18 protein-coding genes are annotated in these 15,164 nt (G+C 30.9%); 9 read left to right on the plus strand and 9 right to left on the minus strand.

Annotated features, from left to right (window positions below; genetic code table 11):
* Window positions 1-155: 155 nt before the first annotated feature.
* The 3 genes from nusB to yajC all read left to right on the plus strand — a co-directional run bounded on the left by nusB (window position 156) and on the right by yajC (window position 1,970).
* Window positions 156-1,100, plus strand: coding sequence for a transcription antitermination factor NusB (gene nusB / locus ACH5TW_RS15440; protein ID WP_439337397.1), 945 nt, complete (start codon window positions 156-158; stop codon window positions 1,098-1,100).
* Window positions 1,101-1,184: 84 nt separating this feature from the next.
* Window positions 1,185-1,667, plus strand: a complete 483-nt coding sequence (locus tag ACH5TW_RS15445; RefSeq protein ID WP_439337398.1) for a DUF1573 domain-containing protein — start codon at window positions 1,185-1,187, stop codon at window positions 1,665-1,667.
* A 15-nt stretch (window positions 1,668-1,682) separates the two neighbouring features.
* Window positions 1,683-1,970 carry a preprotein translocase subunit YajC gene (gene yajC, locus ACH5TW_RS15450; protein WP_439337399.1) on the plus strand — a complete coding sequence of 96 codons (288 nt, stop codon included), beginning with the start codon at window positions 1,683-1,685 and terminating at the stop codon, window positions 1,968-1,970.
* 71 nt (window positions 1,971-2,041) lie between these two features.
* Here the strand turns inward: yajC and cysK are convergent, their stop codons facing one another.
* The 3 genes from cysK to ACH5TW_RS15465 form a co-directional block, all read right to left on the minus strand.
* Window positions 2,042-2,953: a cysteine synthase A gene (gene cysK, locus ACH5TW_RS15455; RefSeq protein ID WP_439337400.1), complete on the minus strand. Its 912-nt coding sequence runs from the start codon at window positions 2,951-2,953 to the stop codon at window positions 2,042-2,044.
* A gap of 159 nt (window positions 2,954-3,112) precedes the next feature.
* Window positions 3,113-3,733 carry a tRNA (guanine-N1)-methyltransferase gene (locus tag ACH5TW_RS15460; RefSeq protein ID WP_439337401.1) on the minus strand — a complete coding sequence of 207 codons (621 nt, stop codon included), beginning with the start codon at window positions 3,731-3,733 and terminating at the stop codon, window positions 3,113-3,115.
* A gap of 188 nt (window positions 3,734-3,921) precedes the next feature.
* A complete protein-coding gene (locus ACH5TW_RS15465; RefSeq protein WP_439337402.1) occupies window positions 3,922-5,337 on the minus strand; it encodes a S1C family serine protease in 1,416 nt (471 codons plus the stop codon).
* A gap of 368 nt (window positions 5,338-5,705) precedes the next feature.
* Between ACH5TW_RS15465 and dapF the strand changes: the two genes are divergently transcribed.
* From dapF to ACH5TW_RS15490, 5 genes are all read left to right on the plus strand, one after another.
* Window positions 5,706-6,479, plus strand: coding sequence for a diaminopimelate epimerase (gene dapF, locus ACH5TW_RS15470; RefSeq protein ID WP_439337403.1), 774 nt, complete (start codon window positions 5,706-5,708; stop codon window positions 6,477-6,479).
* On the plus strand, window positions 6,476-7,000 hold the full coding sequence (locus ACH5TW_RS15475; RefSeq protein ID WP_439337404.1) for a GNAT family N-acetyltransferase: 525 nt from the start codon (window positions 6,476-6,478) through the stop codon (window positions 6,998-7,000). Before dapF ends, ACH5TW_RS15475 begins: the two co-directional genes overlap by 4 nt.
* Entirely contained in the window at window positions 7,001-8,044 is a 1,044-nt protein-coding gene (gene mltG / locus ACH5TW_RS15480) for an endolytic transglycosylase MltG (protein WP_439337405.1), read from the plus strand. It abuts the gene before it with no gap.
* A complete protein-coding gene (locus tag ACH5TW_RS15485) occupies window positions 8,044-8,955 on the plus strand; it encodes a DUF2279 domain-containing protein (protein WP_439337406.1) in 912 nt (303 codons plus the stop codon). Before mltG ends, ACH5TW_RS15485 begins: the two co-directional genes overlap by 1 nt.
* 111 nt (window positions 8,956-9,066) lie before the next feature.
* Window positions 9,067-9,726: a lysozyme family protein gene (locus tag ACH5TW_RS15490; protein WP_439337407.1), complete on the plus strand. Its 660-nt coding sequence runs from the start codon at window positions 9,067-9,069 to the stop codon at window positions 9,724-9,726.
* A gap of 6 nt (window positions 9,727-9,732) precedes the next feature.
* Here ACH5TW_RS15490 and ACH5TW_RS15495 read toward each other — a convergent pair whose 3' ends face one another.
* Genes ACH5TW_RS15495 through dnaA form a run of 3 tightly spaced genes read right to left on the minus strand, consistent with a single transcriptional unit; the run spans window position 9,733 to window position 12,347 of the window.
* Window positions 9,733-10,449 carry an SAM-dependent methyltransferase gene (locus tag ACH5TW_RS15495; RefSeq protein WP_439337408.1) on the minus strand — a complete coding sequence of 239 codons (717 nt, stop codon included), beginning with the start codon at window positions 10,447-10,449 and terminating at the stop codon, window positions 9,733-9,735.
* A gap of 5 nt (window positions 10,450-10,454) precedes the next feature.
* Window positions 10,455-10,907, minus strand: coding sequence for a low molecular weight protein-tyrosine-phosphatase (locus ACH5TW_RS15500; RefSeq protein ID WP_439337409.1), 453 nt, complete (start codon window positions 10,905-10,907; stop codon window positions 10,455-10,457).
* A 12-nt stretch (window positions 10,908-10,919) separates the two neighbouring features.
* Entirely contained in the window at window positions 10,920-12,347 is a 1,428-nt protein-coding gene (gene dnaA / locus ACH5TW_RS15505; RefSeq protein ID WP_439337410.1) for a chromosomal replication initiator protein DnaA, read from the minus strand.
* A gap of 188 nt (window positions 12,348-12,535) precedes the next feature.
* On the opposite strand from dnaA, the gene ACH5TW_RS15510 reads away from it, so the two are divergent.
* The gene (locus ACH5TW_RS15510) at window positions 12,536-12,934 is read left to right on the plus strand and encodes an acyl-CoA thioesterase (RefSeq protein WP_439337411.1); all 399 of its coding nucleotides are present in this window, start codon (window positions 12,536-12,538) and stop codon (window positions 12,932-12,934) included.
* Here ACH5TW_RS15510 and ACH5TW_RS15515 read toward each other — a convergent pair.
* Genes ACH5TW_RS15515 through ribD form a run of 3 tightly spaced genes read right to left on the minus strand, consistent with a single transcriptional unit; the run spans window position 12,924 to window position 15,161 of the window.
* Window positions 12,924-13,544, minus strand: a complete 621-nt coding sequence (locus ACH5TW_RS15515; RefSeq protein WP_439337412.1) for an IMPACT family protein — start codon at window positions 13,542-13,544, stop codon at window positions 12,924-12,926. The genes ACH5TW_RS15510 and ACH5TW_RS15515 overlap by 11 nt on opposite strands.
* A gap of 8 nt (window positions 13,545-13,552) precedes the next feature.
* Window positions 13,553-14,164 carry an HAD family hydrolase gene (locus tag ACH5TW_RS15520; protein ID WP_439337413.1) on the minus strand — a complete coding sequence of 204 codons (612 nt, stop codon included), beginning with the start codon at window positions 14,162-14,164 and terminating at the stop codon, window positions 13,553-13,555.
* Entirely contained in the window at window positions 14,157-15,161 is a 1,005-nt protein-coding gene (ribD, locus tag ACH5TW_RS15525; RefSeq protein WP_439337414.1) for a bifunctional diaminohydroxyphosphoribosylaminopyrimidine deaminase/5-amino-6-(5-phosphoribosylamino)uracil reductase RibD, read from the minus strand. Before ribD ends, ACH5TW_RS15520 begins: the two co-directional genes overlap by 8 nt.
* Window positions 15,162-15,164: the final 3 nt, after the last annotated feature.

The raw sequence follows: 15,164 nt of genomic DNA on the forward strand, positions 1-15,164 counted from the left end.
CATCTTCGTATTAACATTTAGTATATGTTAAATATACTTTAAAATCTATTAGATAATAAAGTAAATAATATGAAGTAGTTTTTTAAAATAATATTATTTTTGCCGAACGGAATTAATGATAATTACGTTTTTTAAAATTTAAGTTCTTTTTTATTATGCTAAACAGAAGACATATTCGCGTAAAGGTAATGCAAACTATGTATGCTTTTAAAGGTAGTGAAAGTGATGACCTAAGTAAAGATCAAAAGTTTTTATTGTTTAGTATAGATAATATGTACAACTTGTACCTACTATTAATATCGTTATTACTTGAAGTTCAAAAAAGAGCAGAAAACGATTTACAAAAAAAACAACAGAAACATCTAGCAACTAAAGAAGATAAAGATCCTAATAGGAAATTTGTTAACAATCAATTATTGCTGTTGCTTAAAAATAACCTAGAATTAAAAGATAGGTTAGATGCTTATAAAATAAATAACTGGGAGCTTGATAGTGAGTATGTGGATGTTATTTTTAAAGCCATTGTATCTAGCGATTTGTATAAAGAGTATATGCAAACTAAGGTGTCAGATTTTAAGGAAGATAAAGCATTTCTTGTTGATGTTTTTAAAGATATTATGGCGCCTAACGAGAAGCTTTACGAATATCTTGAAGATAAAAATTTAACTTGGTTAGATGATTTACCTACAGTAAATACTGCTATTTTAAAAATACTAAGAAAATCTAAAGCGAGTTCGCCAGATCATCATTTTACGCCTAAACTTTATAAAGATATTGAAGATAAACAATATGCTATCGATTTATTTAGAAAAACGCTTTTAAATAGATCGGCCATTAATAAAGAAATTGAAGGTAAAACTCAAAATTGGGAATCAGATCGTATTGCAAATGTTGATTATGTATTGTTGCAAATGGCTATTTGCGAGTTAAAAAACTTTTCGTCAATTCCTGTAAAAGTAACTATTAATGAGTATTTAGAGATAGCAAAAGAGTATTCAACACCTAAAAGCAGTATTTTTATTAATGGTATTTTAGATAAGCTAGTAAAAGAGTATGAAGAAGCAGGGGTTTTAAATAAGATTGGGCGCGGATTAATGTGATTTTCTGTTATTGGAGATGATAAAAGTTTTTAATAGATTAAATAATTGTTATTTTTACAACTTTAATATTAAACAGTTTTTAAAATGAAAAAAGTTATATTAGGATTAACTACTTTATGTGTTATTTTATTTGTTTCTTGTAAAGAAAATGCAGCAAAAAAGATTGAAGAAAGTAATGTTGTTGCAGCAGCAGAAAGAGATGCGAATTCAGCTAAATTTCCAGTTATAGAGTTTGATAAAACAGAGCATGATTTTGGTGAAATTGAAGCAAAATCACCTCAAGAAACTACATTTGCGTATACAAATACAGGTGATGCACCACTTGTTGTTACTAATATAAAAAGTTCTTGTGGTTGTACAATCCCCGAAAATTGGAGTAGAGAACCTTTAGCACCTGGAGAAACATCAAGCTTTTTAGTGAAGTTTAGTGGAGCAGGATCTAATAAAGTAACAAAAACAATTACAGTAACAGCTAATACTGAAAAGGGGTCAGAAATAGTAAAAATAACAGCATTTGTAAAACCAGACCCAAATGCTAAACTTAAAGCAGTACCAGCTGCTCACTAAATAAAAAAGAATATTATGGGAGAAGGAATAGGGCAATTTTTGCCGTTTATATTAATGTTTGTAGTTGTGTATTTCTTTATGATTGCACCTCAAATGAAACGAGCAAAAAAAGAGAAAAAATTTGCAGCCGAATTAAAACGTGGTGATAAAGTTATTACCAAAAGCGGATTACATGGTAAAATAGCAGAGCTAAATGATAAAGATAACAGTTGTGTTATTGAAACAATGGCTGGAAAATTAAAGTTTGACAGAAGTGCTATTTCTATGGAAATGAGCACAAAACTTAATGCTCCTGTAAAATAAGGAAATAAAAAAGTGTTGATTAAAAAAAGCTTCCAATTTGGAAGCTTTTTTTTATGAGATATGTTTTTAAATTATGATAAAAGCCCTTCGATAGAAAGATAGCGTTCTCCAGTATCATAATTCATTGTTAGAATGGTTTCTTCTCCTTTTATATTCTGTAATTGTTTCCTAACAGCAGCTAGAGAGGCTCCAGTAGAAATACCAACTAAAATACCTTCTGTAGTTGCTATGTTTTTAACTTCAGCAAAAGCTTCTTCTTTGGTTATTCTAATAGCACCATCAATTATTTTAATATTAAATACTTCAGGAATAAATCCAGGCCCAATACCTTGAAGTGGGTGTGGTCCAGGTTCGCCTCCAGAAATTACAGGAGAATCATTTGGCTCAACAGCAAATACTTTTAAGTTCGGAAATTTTTCTTTTAAAACTTCAGACATACCAGTAATATGTCCACCAGTACCAACACCTGTAATTAAATAATCTAAGCCTTCAGGGAAATCTTTAATAATTTCTAAAGCAGTTGTGTTGCGATGTATTTCTGGGTTTGCTTGGTTTGTAAATTGAGATGGCATCCACGCATTTTTATTGTTAGCAACCATTTCATTTGCTTTTGCAATTGTACCTCCTAAGCCTAATTCTTTAGGGGTTAGTACAAGGTTAGCGCCATAAGCTGCCATAAGTGCGCGTCGTTCAACAGACATCGATTCTGGCATAACTAATGTAAGTTTATATCCTTTTACAGCTGCAACCATAGCTAAACCAATTCCTGTGTTTCCAGAGGTAGGCTCAATAATTTCGGTGTCTTTAGTTAAAAGGTTTTTCTTTTCAGCATCTTCAATCATAGATAAAGCAATTCTATCCTTAATGCTTCCTCCAGGGTTTGATTTTTCAAGTTTCATCCAAACATTCTCATTTGGAAATAATTTGCTTAATCGCACAACAGGTGTATTGCCTATGCTTTCTAAAATATTATTGATTTTCATGATGATTTATGTGTTTAGTTGTTAGTAACTATGGTGATTTTTGATTTTAATAAATATAATTTAAATTTTTTATAAATTTAAGTTTGTGTTTGTTTTTAAAACAGTACAAAAAAATCTGTAATGGAAATCACAGATTTTTTAAATTTTAAAATATAAGTATTAAGCTTTTTTCTGCTTATTAATTTCGTCTTGTAACTGGCGTCTTACTTTTTGTTCCCGTTCTAAAGCAACTTTCCGATGTTCTTCAAATTCTTCTTCAATTTCTTCAAGAGCTTTTTTAGCTTCTTTAGTAATAGTATTACTGTTTTTAAACTTATAAATAAAGAAAAGTAGCATAGCAAATAAACCAGCAATAATAGCCCACATAAGAACATTATAACCCGATTTACTCATTTGAATACCAAATAACGACATGCTGTTTTTTTCAGTTTCTGTCTTGTCTAAATCTGTTTGTGTATTTGTTAGGTTAGATTTTAAATCTGTAATTTCTTTAGCTTGTTTTTTTACAATAGCTTGCGTATCACTTAAATTTTTATGAATAGTTTTTAAGGAGTCAATAGTGTGATTTCTTAAAGTAAGAAGCATATTAAGTTTTACAGCTTCATACATTTGACCATTTGTTCCTCTGAAATTCCCCGACTTTTTAAGTACGTATTCAAATTGATTGTTAATGGTGCCTCTGTTTAGAGATAAGTTGTCTTCATTGGTATTTGATTGAGAAAACGATGTTGATGTTATAATAAAAAGAAAGGCTATAGTTAGATATTTAATAGATTTCATTTAAGATTGGTTTAATTTGGTTTCGTTTGGTTTTACGAAGTTATAAAATATTGTTTATTAAAGCATAGCATAATTAATAAAAAGCCTCACTAGGTGAGGCTATACTATATACGAATAAAAAATATTTTTAGATTTTTAACATTTAATAATAAGTGTAAAATCTTAATTATTTACAAATAGGCGGTTTATTATCTAAAATTATAACGTTCTTTTTCCCCGTTTGAGTTTATAAGTTCTATTCTTAAAGGTTCATAAGATGATTTAGAGGTCATAGCTTCTTTTACATCATCAACATTGTATATTTTGGTATTGTTAATAGATGTTATAATAGCACCTTCTTCTACACCATTATTCTTCCAATACTCAGCATATTCTCCATTCAACTTACTTATTTTAACACCGTTTGGGGCATTCAATTTTTTCAAGTCTTCTTTTTTTGCATTTTTAATTTGTCCAACAGGAGGGAGTGTAAAAGTTTCGTTTCTAGTTAAAGTAACAGGTATAGTTTTTAGTTCTCCATCTCTAGATATTTTAATTGTAACAACGTCATCTACTCTTTTTGCATTAATATGACCAGTTAAATCGGCAAATTTTGAAACCTTTACATTGTCAATTTCTTTTATAATATCGCCTGTAATAAGTCCTGCTTTTTCAGCTCCAGAATCTTCAATAACATTAACAATATAGATGCCTTCAGAATCATTAATATCAATGTTTAGTTTTTCAGCCGATTTTGGGTCTAGCGGTAATGGTGTTCCGTTAATACCAAGAATACCATTTTGTACACTACCATATTCCATAATATCTTCAATAACACGTCTAGCAATATTACTTGGTACAGCAAACGAATAACCTATATAAGAACCCGTTTGAGATGAAATAGCAGTATTAATACCAACAAGTTCTCCTTTGGTGTTTACAAGCGCCCCACCAGAATTTCCTGGGTTTACAGCCGCATCTGTTTGTATAAAAGATTGCGCACTATTACCCGATAAGTCTCGTGCTTTAGCACTAATAATACCTGCAGTAACTGTAGATGTTAAATTAAACGGATTTCCAACAGCCAGAACCCATTCGCCAATTTTAGCTTGGTCAGAATCTGCAAATGTTACATAAGGTAAATCTTCATCGGGTTCAATTTTTAATAAAGCAATATCGGTTTTTGGGTCAGTTCCTACAATTTTGGCATCATATGTTTTATTATTATTTAAAGTTACCGATAGTTTATCCGAATTATTAATCACATGATTATTCGTAATAATATAACCATCGGCATTAATAATAACACCAGAGCCTGTACCCATTTGTGCACGTTGCGGGCTTCTTCCTGAAAATAAATCTTGTATAGTCATTTGCCCTCTGCTAATCGATACGTTTTTAACGTGTACAACCGCATTTACAGTGTTTTCAGCAGCCATAGAAAAATCTGGGTTTTCAGCAGTGTTTAAAAATGTATTAACATTATTAGTGGGCAAAAAGGAAGGGGTTTCGTTGGTTGCTGTTACAACAACTTTATTTTCTGGTTCTAAAAACAGTTTGTAAGCACCAAGTGTTAAAACGCCACCCAATGCAGATACTAGTACTAATGATAAAATCTTCTTCATATACATTCAATTTAATTTTATTTTAAAATAATTCCTCAAAAAATTATTTTTAAGGTTTCCTCTTGAAATTGTCATTCCCGTTAAGGAGGGAATTAAACAACGATTAAAATTAAATATTTATTGAATTGCTAAATACGTTTTAACTTTTTTTAACGCCCACTTTAACGCCTATTTAACAATCAAAAAAACAAAATTAATTTGGGCGTTACCACAAGGGTCGGGCTTTTTGTTGCAAGTCCTCGCTCGTACCTCGCTGTGGGCTTTTCACGGCAATCCCTAACGCAATACCTGTCAACAGTGTTATATAGATTGAAATTTTAGTTAACCAGCAAAAAGTTTAAAGGACTTCTTTATATTTGTGCTTTATTATGCAGCAAACTTTTTATAAATACCAAGGAACAGGAAACGATTTTGTGATGATTGATAATCGTCAGCAAACGTTCAATAAAAAAGACGCAAAACACATCGCGTTTTTATGCGACAGACGTTTTGGAATAGGGGCAGACGGACTTATTTTACTTGAAAATCATCTAGATTTAGATTTTAAAATGGTGTATTACAATGCCGATGGAAACGAAAGCACCATGTGTGGAAATGGCGGACGTTGTTTAGTGGCTTTTGCAAAGCAATTAGGAGTTATAAAAAACAAAGCTGTTTTTGAAGCTATTGATGGTTTACATCATGCAACCATTGAAAATGATATCGTCCAACTGCAAATGTTAGATGTTGATACAGTTCAGAATCATGAAGATCATGTGTTTTTAAATACAGGTTCTCCGCATCATGTTCAGTTTGAGGAAGATATTGCCAATTTCGATATAAAAACAAAAGGAGCTTCTATTAGGTATGGCGAACCCTATAATGAAGTTGGTACTAATGTGAATTTTGTTAATAAAATATCAGATACAGAGTTTCGAGTAAGAACTTACGAGCGCGGTGTTGAAGATGAGACCTTATCTTGTGGTACAGGTGTAACAGCCGTAGCAATAGCTATGCATACACTTAATCAAACTAATAAAAACTGTATTACTTTAAAAGTTGAAGGTGGCGAATTAAAAGTATCTTTTGATACAGAAAACGGTTCATACAAAAACGTTTGGTTAATTGGGCCTGCAAATTTTGTTTATCAAGGTACTATATGATTACTTTAAAAGGAGAACATATATACTTACGTGCTTTAGAACCTGAAGATTTAGAGTTTATTCATGCCATTGAAAATGATGAATCGGTTTGGGAAGTAAGCAATACCATTACGCCTTATTCTAAATATTTAATAAAACAGTATTTAGAGCAAGCTCATAAAGATATTTTTGAGGTAAAACAATTAAGGCTCGTCATTTCAAGTTATGAAGATGTTGCTTTAGGAATGATTGATTTATTCGATTTCGATTTTAAAAACAGTAGAGCTGGTATTGGTATTTTAGTAAAAGATGCTAGCGAAAGAGGAAAAGGCTACGGAAAAGAAGCGCTTAAACTTTTGGTTGATTATAGTTTTAAGCATTTATGTTTACATCAATTATACTGTAACATTTCAGAAGAAAACGAAACAAGTATTAACCTTTTTTCTAATCAAGGTTTTAAAAACATAGGTCTTAAAAAAGATTGGAATCTTGTTAATGGTATTTATAAAAACGAATATTTATTTCAGCTTATTAATAATTAAATGTATATAAAAAAAATACTTTTAGCCATTGTGGTTATCGGGCTTGTTGCTGCTGCTTTTTTTGCAAACTTTGTTTACAAAGCCATGTTAAAACCAAACACAGCTTTTAATAACGAAGAAGCTTATATTTATATAGCATCTACAGATAGTTATAATGATGTTCGTAATCAATTAGAACCTTTGTTAGATGATATTGATTCTTTTGACGATTTAGCGGAGCAAAAAAAATACACCACTAATATTAAAGCTGGTAAATACGCTATTAAAAAAGGCATGAGTAATAATGATATTATTAACTCTATTAGAAGTAATAACCTGCCTATAAAGGTGTCTTTCAATAATCAAAGTACTTTAGAAAAATTAGCAGGAAGAATTTCAAAAGACATTGAAGCAGATAGTCTTTCAATATTAAAGGCTATGAAGGATGAAGCATTTTTAGCTAAAAATAAATTTAATGAAGCAACAGCGCTTGGTATGTATTTACCTAATAGTTATGAGTTTTTCTGGAATACCTCGGCTGAAAAATTTAGAGCAAGAATGCTTAAAGAATACAAACGTTTTTGGAGTGAGAAGCGTATACAAAAAGCGCATGATATTGGCTTGTCTGAAAATCAAGTCATAGCTTTAGCTTCTATTGTTTATGAGGAATCTAAACAAGCAAGCGAACAACCAAGAATTGCAGGTGTTTATTTAAATAGATTAAGAATTGGTATGCCACTTCAAGCAGATCCTACGCTTAAATTTGCTGCTTATAAACTTCCTAAGTATAAAAATACGGTTATTAAACGTGTTTTAAATATTTATAAAGACATAGAATCTCCTTATAATACTTATAAAAACCGAGGATTGCCTCCAGGGCTTATTGCTATGCCAGATATATCTGCTATTGATGCGGTTTTAAACTATGAAAAACATAAATACTTATATTTTGCGGCAAATGCAAAACGTTTTGGCTTTCACAAATTCGCAAAAACCTTGGCTCAGCATAATGTGAATGCTAGAGAATATCAAAGGTATTTATCTTCTCAAGGTATAAATAAGTAATGAGACTATTAGCATTAAAATATGCGATAGGCTTTATTGTATTTCCTTTTTTTGCTTTTTCACAATCTAATCTCGATGCTTTTTTAACACCTAGTGATACCTTAAATACATCAAGACGAAATGCTGTAATTATTTCTGAAGCAGCTATTGGAGGTATTACTTTGTTAGGTTTAAATCAGCTTTGGTATGCAGATTATAAGCAATCTAAGTTTCATACTATTAATGATAATAATGAATGGCTCCAAATGGATAAGATGGGGCATGTGTTTACGTCTTATCAATTGGGTAAGCATGGTGCTCAACTTTTAGAATGGAGTGGTGTTAGTGAAAAAAATCAATTAATTTACGGGGCAACTTTAGGCTTCACATTTTTAACGGCTGTTGAAGTTTTAGATGGTTATTCAGAAGAATGGGGTTTTTCCTGGGGCGATGTTTTAGCAAATGCATCTGGAACAGGTTTGTACGTGGGGCAAGAATTACTTTGGAAAGAGCAACGTATAGCACTTAAATTTTCATTTCATCAAACAAAGTATGCTTCTTTGCGACCAGATAAGTTAGGTAATGGGTTTCTTGAAGAAGTTTTAAAAGATTATAATGGGCAAACGTATTGGCTTAGTGCAAATTTACATGCGTTTTTTAAGGAAAAAAGCATACCAAAATGGTTGAATGTTGCTGTAGGTTATGGTGCCGACGGAATGTTAGCTGGTATTAAAGATATTGACAATCAGTTGTTAACAAATTTTGACAGACAACGGCAATTCTATTTAAGTTTAGACGTAAATTTGAAAGAGATTAAAACAAATTCGAAATTTATTAAGGTAGTTTTTGACGTTTTTAATACCGTAAAAATACCTTTTCCAACATTAGAATTTAATAAAAAAGGGTGTGTATTTCATCTATTCTACTATTAAAAAAAGTAGTTAAACGATTAATTTTGATATTATTAAAAAAATATATAATTTTGCACGCTCAAATTTTCAAGCAAACTTTACTATGTAAGTGCGCTGAAAAAATTTAAACTTATGAGAAAAAGTATTGCAAGTTACTTAACCCTAACACTTACAATATGTATTCTATTGTTAGTGTCGTTTTCATCTAATGAAACGATAGATTTAAGTAAGTACTCAACAAAGGGCTTACAGTTGCATTATACTGTAAGTCAAGACGAGGGCATTAAGGATGATGTTTTAGCGTCAAATGATGTGAACCAATCGTTTTCTCCTTATTTAGGAAAATCTTTTGTAGGATTTAAAGAAGCTTTGGCTTTTAAAGAATCTGGTGGTAATTATTTCTCGGTTAATACTTTAGGGTATTTAGGGAAGTATCAATTTGGAAAAGGAACTTTAAAAATGATTGGAATTCATAATCCAGCTCATTTTTTAAAGAATCCAATGCTTCAAGAAAAGGCATTTATTGCTAATTCTGCGCGTAATAAATGGATTTTACGTAGAGATATTAAGAATTTTGTTGGTAGGAGAATTAATGGTGTTCTAGTGACAGAGTCTGGTATTTTAGCAGCTGCACATTTGGCTGGCCCAGGTAGTGTAAAGAAATATTTAAGAAGTTATGGTTTAGATAATTTTGCAGATGGCTATGGAACAACGGTTCAGTATTATATGAAACGATTTTCTGGATACGATACGTCTTTTGTAAAGCCAAATAAATTAGCTAAAGCAATATAATCGCTATTAGCTTTTGTGAATAATAAATATGGTAGGTCTTTTATGGAGGTCTACCTTATTTTTTTTCCATGCATTTGCGGTTTGCGTTTTTATAAATTCTGTAGAGAGTGTGATATCACAGGCTACACATACATCGGTATTGTTTTCAAGTACATTAGACAAATCTTCGATCATTTTATTGTTTCTATATGGTGTTTCAATAAAAATTTGCGATTGGTTGCGTTCAAAAGACAGACGTTCTAAGCGTTTTATTTCAGATTTCCGTTCGCCTTTATCAATAGGAAGATACCCGTTAAAAGCAAAGCTTTGTCCGTTCATTCCAGAACTCATAATAGCCATTAATATAGATGACGGACCAACTAGTGGTACTACTTTAATGTTCTTTTGATGGGCTAATTTTACAATATCTGCACCTGGGTCTGCAACTCCAGGGCAACCTGCTTCAGATAAAAGACCAACATTGGTGCCATTTAAGCAAGGATTTAAAAAACTTGGTAAATCACTAGCTTCTGTAAATTTATTTAGAAGAAATATTTTTAAAGAAGGTTGTGGTTTTTCAGGTGTAATTCTTTTTATGAACCGTCTAGCGGTCTTTTCGTTTTCAACTATAAATATATCAGTATCTTCAATAACCTTTTTTACCAGCATTGGTAAAACTTCCATAGGGTCGTTATCGCCAAGTGTAGTAGGTATTAGGTGTAATTGACCTTTAGTTGTATTCATTTGGTTTAATTTAAATCTTCTGCAATAATTTCACAAGCTTCATCAAGCATTTTGTAAATGTTTTCAAAACCATCATTTCCACCATAATAAGGATCGGGTACATTATAGTTTTGACCAGGATAAACTTCGTTTAAGATGAATTTTACTTTATTAATGTCCGCTTCATTTCTTGCTAAATTAATAACATTGTTATAGTTAGAATCGTCCATAACGTAAATAATATCAAATACTTCAAAGTCTGAAACCTCAAATTGCCTTCCTTTTAAATTAGAAATGTCTAATCCGTATTTTTTTGCAACAGCAACAGAACGTTTGTCAGGAGGATTTCCGGTATGATAATTTGCAGTTCCTGCAGAATCTACTAAAAATGAATCGTTTGAAAGTTTAGACTTTAGTATACCTTCTGCTAGAGGAGAACGACAAATGTTTCCCAAGCAGACCATCAGTATTTTAGTCATTGTAATTAGATTTTATACAGTAAGTTTTTTAGAAATATCTTCAACATATTTTCTAAATTGTTTATCGGTTGAAGATAAGTTGTCAACTGTTTTGCAAGCGTGTAATACAGTAGCATGATCACGTTTTCCTATTTGCGAGCCAATACTTGCTAAAGATGCTTTTGTGAATTTTTTCGCAAAAAACATAGCTAACTGTCTAGCTTGAACAATATGGCGTTTTCTTGTTTTAGATTGTAATGTGTCTATATCCATTTGGAAATAGTCAGATACTACTTTTTGTATGTAATCTATAGAGACTTCGCGTTTTGTGTTTTTTACAAATTTTTCAACGATAGTTCTTGCTAAATCAATAGTGATTTCTTTTTTATTGAATGAAGATTGTGCAATTAATGAAATGATGGCGCCTTCAAGTTCGCGAACATTTGTTTTAATGTTTTTAGCAACATACTCAATAATATCTTCAGGCATTTCAACGCCATCACGATATAATTTGTTCTTTAAAATAGAAACTCTAGTTTCAAAATCTGGATTTTGTAATTCGGCTGAAAGTCCCCATTTAAAGCGAGATAGTAAGCGTTGCTCAATATCTTGCATGTCAACTGGTGCTTTGTCACTAGTTAAAATAACTTGCTTGCCATTTTGATGTAAATGATTAAATATATGGAAGAATACATCTTGTGTTCCTGTTTTTCCAGAAAGGAACTGTACATCATCAATAATTAAAACATCTATTATTTGGTAGAAGTGAATAAAATCATTTCTATTATTTTTCTTTACAGAGTCTATATATTGTTGTGTGAATTTTTCAGCAGAAATATATAAAACTGTTTTTTCAGGATATTTATCTTTTATGTCAACACCAATAGCATGTGCTAAATGTGTTTTTCCTAACCCTACACCCCCAAAAATTAATAGCGGATTAAATGAAGTACCTCCTGGTTTTGCAGCTACGGCTAATCCGGCACTACGTGCTAAACGGTTTGAGTCACCTTCTAAAAAGTTATCAAAACTATAATTAGGATTTAATTGAGATTCTATCTTAACATTTCTAATGCCAGGAATTACGAAAGGATTTCTTAACTCTGGGTTTTTATTATTTAAAGGAATATCTACATTTTGAGATTTTAAACCACTTCTATTAGAGCTAGGGATCTTTTCTGTAAAAGGTTGTTTGTTACCATACGTGTTTTCCATTTTAATAATGTAAACCAGTTTGGCGTTTTCTCCTAATTCTTTTGTGAGTGATACTTTAAGAATTTTTACATAATGTTCTTCAAGCCATTCATAAAAGAATTTGCTAGGTACTTGAATACTTAAAGCTTTGTCAGTAAGTTTAACTGCAGCGATTGGTTCAAACCAAGTTTTGTATGCTTGCGGTTGGATGTTATCCTTTATAAATAATAGACAGTTATTCCATACCGATTGCGCAGTTACACTCATTGTTTAATTTTGTGGTTTTTGTTAGTTAGTTTTGATAAAGAATGTTGAAACTTTATCCCCCTTATTATTGAATGGCAAATATGTGAACAAAATTCTTAAAAAAAAAATGAAATACAGTTGAATTTCTAGAAATTTTTCCTCATGTTTATCCTCTTGCCGAAGCTACAAAAAAATATTTAAAAAACCTTATGAAAATTGACGAAATACAAATTAGAGTTAGATATGGTGAAACAGATCAGATGGGTGTTGTTTATCATGGGAATTACGCATTATATCTTGAAATGGGAAGAATTGAGTGGTTGCGAAAGTTAGGTGTTTCTTATAAAGATATGGAGGAAAACGGTGTGATGTTACCTGTTGTTTCTTTAAATATAAACTATAAAAAATCAGCAGGTTATGATGATGTAATTAATGTAAAAACTCAACTAAAAAAAGAGCCTACAGCTAAGATTGAATTTGAGTATGAAATTACTAATGAAAAAGGTGAGATTTTAACGACTGCAAGTACTGTTTTAGTTTTTGTAGATATGAAAACAAACAGGCCTACTAAGGCGCCTAAGTATATTTTAGATGCTATTAAGAATTAATATAAATTTCTTTTATTTTAATTTCAAAGAGTTGATTGAAGATTTTAAAAACAGATTCAGCTTCTTTTTTTCTTACAGAAATAGTTATTTGGCAATCCATTTCTAGTTTTTGGTTAATTATATTTAGTTTTTTTTCTTTAATTATTCGCATGACTGTATTCATGTTTTTATAATCAAATGTTATAAGAAAATCTTTATTGATGGTTTTTTCTATAATAGATGAAGCTTCTAGAGTCATTTGAGCAGTTGTTTTGTAAGCATTTATGAGGCCGCCAACCCCTAATTTTACACCTCCAAAATAGCGTACAACTACAATTAATAGATTAGTGACTTCAAAAGATTGTATTTGGCCATAAATAGGCATGCCAGCACTATTGCTAGGTTCGCCGTCATCGTTAGCGCGGTAAACTATTGTTTCTGTACCTATTTGGTAAGCGTAACACCAATGTCTTGCAGCATGGTGTTCTTTTTTTAATGCTTCAATGTGAGGTTTTATAGCTTCAACATTAGAGACAGGAAAAAGATAGCCAAAAAACTTACTGTTTTTATCTTTAAATAAAACAAGTTCGGTAGCCGTTTCAATAGTTTTGTATGTGTCGTTTTTAGGCAAAAAAGAGATTAAAATAAATTGTTTTTAATTTTAAATAGATTTGAAACGTCTTCAGTTTCAGGATTGATGTGCCAAGTTTTTATTTTTAAAGTATCAGCTGTGTTTATATTGTCTTCGTTGTCATCTATGAATAAGCATTCATTGGCTTTTAAATTATTTTCATTCAATACAAATTCAAAAATATCTTTATTCGGTTTTCTTAAATGAATTTCTTGTGATAAGTAAAACGTATCAAAACAATTTTTAAAATCGTCATAAAATGATACATTGTCTTTAATCCAATTAATATGAAGTTCGTTTGTGTTACTTAATAAAATAAGTTTGTATTTGTTAGATGCTTTTAGGGTTTTTAGAAAATCTAAGCGATGTTTAGGAAAATCTTTCAGTATAAAGTTCCATAAATCAATTAGTTCTTCTTTTGAAAGGTTTGGGAAATTTTCAGAATAAAAATCGATAAATTCTTCTGTAGAAATTAAACCTTGCTCATAAAAACTATTAAAAGCAATCATTTCTTCAGAAAAAGTATCAATTTTTAAAGTCTCAAACATTATTTTTAATGCGCCATCAATATCTAAATTGATAAATACATTGCCAAAATCGAAAATAATGGTTTTAATCATTTGTGTAGGTTTTAAGACTGTCTGTTAGAATTTTTTCTTCAGAAATTAATTGTCCAGAAAATTTTGGAGCTTTGATGCCTTTATTAAATTTACTAGAGCCTGTAAATATACGCGCTTCATCCCATAAATCTTTATTTATAAAAGTTTGTAGTGTTTTGGCACCTCCTTCAATAATTACAGAGTTTATGTTTTTTTCAAATAAAACATCACAAATTTGTTGTGCTATATCTTTTGAGAAATCTATATTGTTTTTTGAAATGGTAATGGTTTCTGCTTCATTATTAAAAACAGAATACGCTTCAGAAAGTTTTTTTTCTTTATCGATAACAATGCGTGTAGGGTTGTTTCCTGTCCAATCTCTAGCAGTTAAACTAGGATTGTCTTCTAAAACGGTGTTAGTACCAACTAAAATAGCTTGTTCCTCGGTACGCCATTTATGAACGAGTTGTCTGGAATTTTTATTGGTAATCCAAACCGGTTTTTGTTCGTTTTTAGATTCTGGAGCTATAAATCCATCTGAGCTTTCAGCCCATTTTAGAATAATATAAGGGCGTTTTTTATTGTGAAACGTAAAAAAACGTTTGTGGTGTTTTTTGCATTCGTTTTCTAAAACACCTACAATTACAAGGCATCCTGCTTTTTTTAGTTTTTCTATACCTTTTCCTGCTACTTGTATATTATCATCTATACAACCAATAACTACATTTGGTATTTTGTGTTTAATAATTAAATCGCTACATGGTGGTGTTTTTCCGTAGTGCGAACACGGTTCTAATGTTACATAAATGGTGGCTTCTTTTAAAAGTGATTTGTCTTTTACATTATTAATGGCGTTTACTTCGGCATGATTGCTGCCGTAAGCGCTGGTAAAACCTTCGCTTATAATAATGTTGTTGTGAACAATAACACTGCCTACCATAGGATTAGGTCTTGTAGAGCCTAAACCATTTTTAGCAATATCAAGGCAGCGTTTTATGTAAGTTTCGTGTTCGTGCAATGC

Source organism: Thalassobellus sediminis (assembly GCF_044386045.1).
GTDB classification, from domain to species: domain Bacteria; phylum Bacteroidota; class Bacteroidia; order Flavobacteriales; family Flavobacteriaceae; genus Thalassobellus; species Thalassobellus sediminis.

What these genes read in the sequence shown, in the direction of transcription:
- ACH5TW_RS15490 (WP_439337407.1), top strand. Translation starts at nt 9,067, where the DNA reads ATGAGAAAAAGTATTGCAAGTTACTTAACCCTAACACTTACAATATGT.
- ACH5TW_RS15495 (WP_439337408.1), bottom strand. Translation starts at nt 10,449, where the DNA reads ATGAATACAACTAAAGGTCAATTACACCTAATACCTACTACACTTGGC.
- dnaA (WP_439337410.1), bottom strand. Translation starts at nt 12,347, where the DNA reads ATGAGTGTAACTGCGCAATCGGTATGGAATAACTGTCTATTATTTATA.
- ACH5TW_RS15445 (WP_439337398.1), top strand. Translation starts at nt 1,185, where the DNA reads ATGAAAAAAGTTATATTAGGATTAACTACTTTATGTGTTATTTTATTT.
- ACH5TW_RS15475 (WP_439337404.1), top strand. Translation starts at nt 6,476, where the DNA reads ATGATTACTTTAAAAGGAGAACATATATACTTACGTGCTTTAGAACCT.
- dapF (WP_439337403.1), top strand. Translation starts at nt 5,706, where the DNA reads ATGCAGCAAACTTTTTATAAATACCAAGGAACAGGAAACGATTTTGTG.
- ACH5TW_RS15485 (WP_439337406.1), top strand. Translation starts at nt 8,044, where the DNA reads ATGAGACTATTAGCATTAAAATATGCGATAGGCTTTATTGTATTTCCT.
- nusB (WP_439337397.1), top strand. Translation starts at nt 156, where the DNA reads ATGCTAAACAGAAGACATATTCGCGTAAAGGTAATGCAAACTATGTAT.
- ACH5TW_RS15465 (WP_439337402.1), bottom strand. Translation starts at nt 5,337, where the DNA reads ATGAAGAAGATTTTATCATTAGTACTAGTATCTGCATTGGGTGGCGTT.
- ACH5TW_RS15460 (WP_439337401.1), bottom strand. Translation starts at nt 3,733, where the DNA reads ATGAAATCTATTAAATATCTAACTATAGCCTTTCTTTTTATTATAACA.
- ACH5TW_RS15500 (WP_439337409.1), bottom strand. Translation starts at nt 10,907, where the DNA reads ATGACTAAAATACTGATGGTCTGCTTGGGAAACATTTGTCGTTCTCCT.
- yajC (WP_439337399.1), top strand. Translation starts at nt 1,683, where the DNA reads ATGGGAGAAGGAATAGGGCAATTTTTGCCGTTTATATTAATGTTTGTA.
- ACH5TW_RS15520 (WP_439337413.1), bottom strand. Translation starts at nt 14,164, where the DNA reads ATGATTAAAACCATTATTTTCGATTTTGGCAATGTATTTATCAATTTA.
- cysK (WP_439337400.1), bottom strand. Translation starts at nt 2,953, where the DNA reads ATGAAAATCAATAATATTTTAGAAAGCATAGGCAATACACCTGTTGTG.
- mltG (WP_439337405.1), top strand. Translation starts at nt 7,001, where the DNA reads ATGTATATAAAAAAAATACTTTTAGCCATTGTGGTTATCGGGCTTGTT.
- ACH5TW_RS15510 (WP_439337411.1), top strand. Translation starts at nt 12,536, where the DNA reads ATGAAAATTGACGAAATACAAATTAGAGTTAGATATGGTGAAACAGAT.